This is a genomic window from Arthrobacter nitrophenolicus (genome assembly GCF_000332815.1).
Classification (GTDB): domain Bacteria; phylum Actinomycetota; class Actinomycetes; order Actinomycetales; family Micrococcaceae; genus Arthrobacter; species Arthrobacter nitrophenolicus.
Map to the genome: position 1 here is coordinate 72,032 of NZ_AOFD01000017.1, position 7,336 is coordinate 79,367.

6 protein-coding genes and 1 pseudogene are annotated in these 7,336 nt (G+C 67.2%); 2 read left to right on the forward strand and 5 right to left on the reverse strand.

Annotated features, from left to right (window positions below; genetic code table 11):
* The first annotated feature begins 169 nt into the window (after positions 1-169).
* On the forward strand, positions 170-547 hold the full coding sequence (locus G205_RS22645; protein ID WP_235046833.1) for a glycosyltransferase family 2 protein: 378 nt from the start codon (positions 170-172) through the stop codon (positions 545-547).
* A complete protein-coding gene (locus G205_RS22650; RefSeq protein WP_235046834.1) occupies positions 535-1,038 on the forward strand; it encodes a glycosyltransferase family 2 protein in 504 nt (167 codons plus the stop codon). The genes G205_RS22645 and G205_RS22650 overlap by 13 nt, the downstream gene beginning before the upstream one ends.
* Before the next feature lie 81 nt (positions 1,039-1,119).
* Here the strand turns inward: G205_RS22650 and G205_RS08365 are convergent.
* The 5 genes and pseudogenes from G205_RS08365 to G205_RS08385 all read right to left on the reverse strand — a co-directional run bounded on the left by G205_RS08365 (position 1,120) and on the right by G205_RS08385 (position 7,336).
* A pseudogene (locus G205_RS08365) lies at positions 1,120-3,068 on the reverse strand (BCCT family transporter).
* A 348-nt stretch (positions 3,069-3,416) separates the two neighbouring features.
* Positions 3,417-4,292 (reverse strand): formate dehydrogenase accessory sulfurtransferase FdhD, encoded by an 876-nt coding sequence (gene fdhD / locus G205_RS08370; protein WP_009357611.1) that lies wholly within the window; start codon positions 4,290-4,292, stop codon positions 3,417-3,419.
* Entirely contained in the window at positions 4,289-5,614 is a 1,326-nt protein-coding gene (locus tag G205_RS08375; RefSeq protein WP_009357612.1) for a molybdopterin molybdotransferase MoeA, read from the reverse strand. Before G205_RS08375 ends, fdhD begins: the two co-directional genes overlap by 4 nt.
* A 193-nt stretch (positions 5,615-5,807) precedes the next feature.
* Positions 5,808-6,683 (reverse strand): bifunctional 5,10-methylenetetrahydrofolate dehydrogenase/5,10-methenyltetrahydrofolate cyclohydrolase, encoded by an 876-nt coding sequence (locus G205_RS08380; protein ID WP_009357613.1) that lies wholly within the window; start codon positions 6,681-6,683, stop codon positions 5,808-5,810.
* On the reverse strand, positions 6,680-7,336 hold the full coding sequence (locus tag G205_RS08385; protein WP_009357614.1) for a cyclodeaminase/cyclohydrolase family protein: 657 nt from the start codon (positions 7,334-7,336) through the stop codon (positions 6,680-6,682). The genes G205_RS08380 and G205_RS08385 overlap by 4 nt, the downstream gene beginning before the upstream one ends.

The following is a 7,336-nucleotide window of genomic DNA, read 5'->3' on the forward strand; positions in this document are numbered from 1 at the left end:
CATGAAGGCAGGCTGCACAGCCACGGGGCCCCTGTTCCGTTTCCTCGATTCGAGATGCGGGACAGGGGCCTTTGCCTTGCCGCCGGCATACATGCCCGCGGTCTGGGTAAAGGACATTCGAAACCCATTCACCAGTTGCCGGCCCTGCCCGCCGGCACCAGGAGGAACTGTGAGCAGGAGATCGTCCGAACAGTGGGCACGCCCGGCAGGCATGCCCGGCGAGGTAGCCGTCGACGTACTGGTGCCAACCTGCAACCGCCCGGCTGAACTCGCTGTCACCCTCGCCGGACTCGCCGGCCAAACCGACCCCGCGTTCGCCGTCGTCATCAGCGACCAGTCCACCGGGGACCCGGGGTGGGAGCATCCCGCCGCTGCGGCCATGGTGCGGGTCCTGGAGGCGCAGGGGAGGCCGGTCACGATGCTCCGGCACCTGCCGCGGCGCGGACTGGCCGAACACCGCCAGTTCCTGCTGGAGCAATCCACCGCGGACCAGTGCCTTTTCCTTGACGACGACGTCTGGCTGGAGCCGGGTGCTTGGCCAGGCTGAGCGGGGCGCTGGACGAGCTCGCGTGCGGTTTTGTGGGGATGGCGCCCCAGGGGCTGTCCTACCTGAATGACAGGCGCCCTGAGCAGACAGCCAATTTCGAAGCCTGGGAGGGGCAGGTGGGTGCGGAGCGAATCCGCCCCGGCGCCCCCGGCTTCGACCGCTGGCCGCTCCACAGTGCGGCCAATCTCAGCCACCTGAGTGCCGAGCTGTCCCTGCAGCCCGGCCAGTGGGTGCCATACCGGGTGGCGTGGCTGGGCGGCTGCGTGCTCTACCGGCGGGAAGCACTGAACGACGCCGGCGGGTTCACCTTCTGGGCGGACCTTCCGGCTGACCACGCGGGCGAGGACGTCCTGGCCCAGTGGCAGGTTATGGAGCGGTTCGGCGGCGCCGGTATTTTGCCGTCGGGGGCAGTCCACCTGGAGTCGCCCACCACGGTGACGGACCGGCGCGTGGAGGCCTACGACGTGGTGCTGAACCGGGAATCGGCCTAGGCAGCCCGGCCGTCAGTGGCGGGGCTCGGGGGTTAAAAGGCTCCGGCCCCGGTGGTGTCCACCGGGGCCGGAGTCGATCGGCTATTTCTTGTCGTTGTCCACCACGGAGCTGCCGCCCGGGCAGTCTTCGGGGTCGGGGCATGAATCGCCGCAGTCGTGCCGGGTGACCAGGTCGAACTGGACGCCGCGGTGCTGTTCCACGCCCGTCTTGATGGCCCGCTCCACCACGGAGGTGGCCAGCCGTTTGCGCAGCGAGAGCGGATCCCGCCGCAGGTCCTTGGCCAGGGCGAAGCAGAGCAGCAGCATGACGATGACGAACGGCAGTGCCGCCACAATGGTGATCCGTTGCAGGCCGGACAAAGCCTCGGAGGGCTCATCGCCGCCCGCCAGCAGCATGACTGCTGCCACTGCTCCGGTCAGCGTTCCCCAGAAGATGACCAGGCCGCGCTTGGGTTCGGAGGAACCGTTGGAGCTCAGCGACGACATGATCAGCGATGCAGAGTCGGCACCCGTGATGAAGAAGATGGCAACCAGCACCATGGCCAGGACGATAACGGCCGCCGTGAGCCATCCCGGCATGGAAAGGTTCTTCACCAGGTTGAAGAGGGCACCGTCAAAATCGATGCTCGCCACCCCGTCGGTGACGGTCATCAGGCCCGGCTGGTTGGCCTTGTCCGCTTCCTGCTGGATGTTGAAGGCGGTGCCGCCGAAGATGCCGAACCAGATGACGCTCACAATGCTCGGAACCAGCAGGACGCCGGTAACGAACTGGCGGATGGTCCGGCCGCGGCTGATGCGGGCAATGAACATGCCTACGAAGGGCGTCCAGGAAATCCACCAGGCCCAGTAGAAGATGGTCCAGCCGGACAGCCAGGTCCGCAGCGCTTCGTCGCCGACAGCCTCTGTCCGGGAGGACATCTCCGCAAGGTCGCGGGCGTAGTCTCCCACGGCCGCCGGGATGAGGTTGAGGATGAACAGGGTGGGTCCGGCCACGAAGACGATCATGGCCAGGATGACGGCCAGGACCATGTTGATGTTGGACAGCCACTGGATGCCGCGGCTGATGCCGGATACGGCCGAGGCAACGAAACAGGCCGTCAGGATGGCCACGATGGCCACCAGGACGGGGGTCCCGATCTCGCCCATCCAGCCATTCGACGTCAGGCCGCTGCCGATCTGCAGTGCCCCGAGGCCCAGCGAGGCCGCGGTGCCGAAGAGCGTGGCGAAGATGGCCAGGATGTTGATGAACTTGCCAACCGGTCCTTCGACCGTCCGGATGCCGAAGATGGACGTGAAAGCGGCCGAAATCAGCTGCTTACGGCCCAGCCGGTAGGTGCCGTAGGCCATGGCAATGCCAACCACCGCGTACATGGCCCAAGGGTGCAGGGTCCAGTGGAAGATGGACGTGGCCATCGCCGTCTGGATCGCGTCCGGGGTACGGCCGTCAACTGTGCCGGCGGGGGAGAGATGAAGTGGTAGAGCGGCTCTGCCACACCGTAGAACATGAGGCCAATGCCCATGCCGGCTGCGAACATCATGGCCACCCACGAAACCGTCCGGAATTCCGGCTTCTCGCCGTCTTTGCCGAGCGGGATGTTCCCGAACTTCCCAAGAGCCAGCCAGAGGACGAAGACAACGAACAGGGAGGCCAGGACCATGAAGAGCCAGCCGGTGTATTCCATCACCCAGTTAAGGGCGTCTTTTGATGTGGTGGAGAGGCTGTCCTTGCCGGTGAAGCCCCAGATCACGAAGGCGATGGCGATGACGCCGGTGATCCCGAACGTGGTCTTGTCCAGGATGAGCTTGCGGTTGCGGCGTTCGGAGACGGCCTGTTCGGTCTTGGTCTGTCGCAGCTCCTCGAGGATCTGCTCGTACTCCTCGTTCTCGGGCAGGACGGTAGTTTCGGCCTCGGTCTCGGCGGGATCGATGGGGGACGCCGTGGCGGAGTCCGGAAGGGTTGGATCAGGCAACGGATCGCTGCCTGACGGTTTCTTGGGTTGTGGGGACTTTAGTTCACTGTTGATGGCCATGAGCGGGTCCTTTGCTCGGCGAGTCATGGGCTTGCGATTAGGCGTGGGGTATCAAGCCGGAGATTTCCGTTCGGAAAAGGCTTTGGGGGGCATGCCTTGTGCATTGATGCACCTCTTCGGTTGAGAAACGTGGTCGCACTAGGGCTGGAAGCCCGTCGGGGAGGTGTTCCGCAAGAATCAACAGAACTCGCGCTAAGCAACAGAGTGAACCAGGCCACATTGAAAGTCAAGGGATTTCGGCCCATGACACAAATCTTTAACACTCGTCGTTGCGTAGGTCACACTGTTGCTTATTGTGGTTCAGGTTGCGCTAGGAGAGGCTAAGGACCGCGGCACAGCGGCGCTGCGCTAGGCAAAACTTTCCTGCCGGACCGCCGTCGCTGGCCGTCCCACCCGTTCGCGTCCTGCATAGACGTTAAAGCTGCTCCCCCGGCTGAAGCCCACCAGGGTCACGCCCGTTTCGGCGGCCAGGTCGGCGGCCAGGCTGGAGGGTGCGCTGACTGCAGACAGGACCGGAATTCCCGCCAGGGCGGCCTTCTGGACGAGCTCGAAGGATGCGCGGCCGGAAACCTGCAATACGGTGCCACTGAGCGGCAGCTGCCCCTCCCTAAGGGCCCAGCCCACCACCTTGTCTACGGCGTTGTGCCGGCCAACATCCTCGCGGAGGCACAGCAGCTCCGCTTCCGGCCCATCAACCCTGAACAGGCCGGCTGCGTGGACGCCGCCCGTCTTGTCAAACACGGCCTGCGCTGCCCGCAGCCGGTCCGGCAGGCCCGCCAGGATGTCAACCGGGACCCGGAGGCCGTCCTCTGCCATGTGGAAGTGGATAGCCTTGCGGACCGCGTCGATCGATTCCGTCCCGCAGATGCCGCACGAGCTTGAGGTGTACACGTGCCGCATCGTGTCGGGCATCGGCACGTCCGGCGCCAGCTGGGCGTCCACCACGTTGAAGGTCTGGGTTTCCCCGTTCCCGCCGGCGCAGAACCGCAGCGAGACCAGGTCCGCATGGCGCCGGATGACGCCTTCCGAGACGAGGAAGCCGGCTACAAGGTCGAAATCGTCCCCGGGGGTGCGCATGGTGACGGCGAACGAGCGGCCGTTAAGGCGGATCTCGAGCGGTTCCTCGGCGGCCAGGACATCTTCCTTGTGCCGCACCGGGTACTCGCTGCCTGACCCGTCCAGGTGGAAGCGGTGGATTTTGCGGCGCTGGGTCATGCGGGTCATGGGATGCTCCGTCCTTGGGGGTTCGTGCCGGGAACCATGTCCACTCCGGGGCTCCAGGGGAGCGGAAGCACCGGGACGGGCTGCCCCGAGTCCACGCCGTCCGGCGGCACCACCATGACTCCCTCCGCCCAGGCAAGCCCGCGCATCATGCCCGGGCCTGTGTGCTGGACAGGAAACGCCAGCCCCGACAGGATCCTGCAGGGGACAAGGCGGGTGCGGCCCGGGTCCGGTGGCATATCGCTGCCGGACAGCACGTCCGTCGCGGCGGGCAGGGGGCGGCCGCCCAGGGCGGCGATCAGCGGGGCCCCGACAGTCAGGAGCGCCATCATGGCGGCCAGGGGGTTGCCCGGCAGCCCGGCCACAAACCGCCCGTCCGGAAGTTCGGCCAGGACGGCAGGGTGGCCGGGGCGCATGGCGATGCCGTCGAGCAGGATGCGTCCGCCCAGTGAGCCAATGGCGGCACGGAAATGGTCTGTACCTGACCGTCCGGTCCCGCCCGTGGTGATGACGACGTCGGCCTTGCCGCCGTCGGGCGCTGTGGCGGTATCAAGGGCGGACAACCACTCGCTGAAGGAATCGCCGATCCTCGCCGGACCGCCGGCAATGCCGCCCAGCTGCGAAAGTACTGTGCCCAGCTGCGGGCCGAAGGTATCCCTGACCTCGCCCGCCGCGGGGACTCCCTGCGTCACCACTTCGGAACCGGTAAGTACGACGGCGACCGACGGCCGGGCCCGCACCAGGACTTCATCGTGCCCCGCCACAGCGGCCAGGGCGATGCGTGCCGGGTTAAGGACGGTGCCGGCGGGCAGCAGCACATCGCCTGCCAGCGCCTCCTCGCCGGCAGGACGGATGTGTTGTCCGCGGCGCGGTTCATCCGCCCGGGCGCCGGGACCGACGCTGAGGAGCAGGCTCCCGGAGGGCCCGGGGACCACCTCACCGCTCTCCTTGCGCAGGATGGCCTGGGCGCCCGCAGGGACCAGCCCGCCGGTGGCGATGACCCTGGCATGGTTGGGTGCCAGGCGGCCGTAGGTTGCCAGGCCCGGGTGCGCCCCTGGCTGCTGCGGGTCCGGAAGCAGCCAGGGGCCTGCGCCGTTGACGGCCCAGCCATCCATCGCTGAGGACGCGTAATGCGGCAAATCCTGCAGCGCCGTGACGTCCCGGTGCAAGACCCGTCCATCAGCGTCCGCCAGCGGAACCCAAACCGGCGGAAGCGGGCCGGCGCACTCGTACGCCAGCCTCCGGGCCTCGGCCCAGGAGGGGGCCGCATGGCAGGGGTGTGCGTGGCCTGCCCGCGGGCCGGCCATAGTTTCAGTGATGAGCATCGGTGCTCCTTCCCTTTCGGATGGATGCCGGAGCCGGCCGGGGTACGGCAATGGCCCCGTTATCCGTAAACGGTGCTTCGATGAGGAATACCTCCCCAGGTTTTAGGCCCACCGAAGCACCGTTTACGGATAACGGGACCATCAGGCCCGTCTTGATTGGGTTGATCTGCCCGTCGTTCCTTCCGCGGCTGGCCTAGCCCGCGGCTTCAAGGACAAGGGCCGGCGACTGCAACCGCGCCGCCTCCACGGTATGGAGGAGCAGCAGCGCCGTGGTGACCGAACCCACCCCGCCCGGGACGGGGGTGAGGGCGGCAGCGACGCCGCTGACGCTTGCCTCATCCACGTCACCCACGAGGGAGCCGTCGGGAAGGACGTTCGTGCCGACGTCGACCACTACGGTCCCGGGGGAGACGTGGCTGCCGGTCAGCAGGCCTGTCCGCCCCGCGGCGACCACCACCACGTCCGCCTCCTTGGTGTACTTCCCAAGCGGCCCGGACCTGGAGTGGCAGACCGTGATGGCGGCGTCACGTGCCAGCAGGAGGAGGGAGAGCGGCTTTCCCACCACGGCCGAACGGCCTACGATCACCACGTTCCGGCCTGCCACCGGAATGGCGTAGTGGTCCAGGATTTCGACGACGGACCGCGCGGTGGCGGGTGCGAAGGCCGGCTGGCCCACCGCCAGGCGCCCCAGACTGAGCGGGTTCGCGCCGTCGATGTCCTTTTCGGGTGCGATCAGTCCCACCAGGGAATCTGTGCGCACGCCCTCCGGCAGCGGTGTCTGCAGGATGATGCCGTTCACCGACGGTTCGGCACTCAGGTCCCGCAGGACACTGGCCAGGACCTGTTCGGTGGCGTCGTGCCCGAGGTCGATGATCCGGCAACCAATTCCTGCACGTTCGGCTGCCCGCTCAATTGAGCGGACGTACCACTTGGTCGACTCGTCGTCGGTGGCCATGACCACGGCCAGGACGGGACGGACGCCGTCGTGCTCCAGGGACCGGATCTCCTGCTGGACCCGTTGCCCGATGATCCCGGCAAGCTCCTTGCCGGACAGGGTGGCAGTAGTCAATGGAGGATCCTTTCACGTACGCGGGCTGCGAGGGAGTCGGCGGCGAGCACCACTTTGTCCTCGAGGCCGTCCGTTTCCTGGGCGAGCTGCGCACGCGCGCCGGGGTCCTTGACGGCCACCACGTTGATGTCAATGTTTACCCGTGCGGTGGTTGCCGCCGCACGGGCGGCATCCGCGGCTGCGGCAACATCGCTGATCACGTTGGGATTGGCCACGTCGAACAGCTCGGTTGCAAGCTCCACCACGGACCCCGCAACACCGATCAGGCTGGCTGGTGTCCTGGCTGCCTGGACAAGGGCTTCCTGGATGGTGGCGGCACGGGCCGCCTTGAGCTCCGGTGGTTCCGAGGGGAGCTTGTAGGCATCGATGACGCCTTGGAAGGCAGCTTCATCCGCATCCGCCAGGCCCAGTGCCTCGAGCACCAGGCCTTCGGCGGCTTCCGTGACGCGCTGTACCAGGGCCGCGTGCTGCTCATACTTCGCGCCGGTGGAGTAACGCGCCACCATGGCCACAAGCGCAGCGCCCTGGGCGGCGTGCAGCGCGGCTGCCGCGCCGCCGCCCGGCGTGGGCTGGCGTGAAGCCAGCCGCGTGAGGTAGCTGCTGATGGTCTCCGAGCCGATGGTTGCGGCCCCGGCCGTTTCCGTTCCGGTCAT

Coding starts and splice junctions, on each gene's coding strand:
- fdhD (WP_009357611.1), bottom strand. CDS start 4,292: ATGACCCGCATGACCCAGCGCCGCAAAATCCACCGCTTCCACCTGGAC.
- G205_RS08385 (WP_009357614.1), bottom strand. CDS start 7,336: ATGACCGGAACGGAAACGGCCGGGGCCGCAACCATCGGCTCGGAGACC.
- G205_RS08375 (WP_009357612.1), bottom strand. CDS start 5,614: ATGCTCATCACTGAAACTATGGCCGGCCCGCGGGCAGGCCACGCACAC.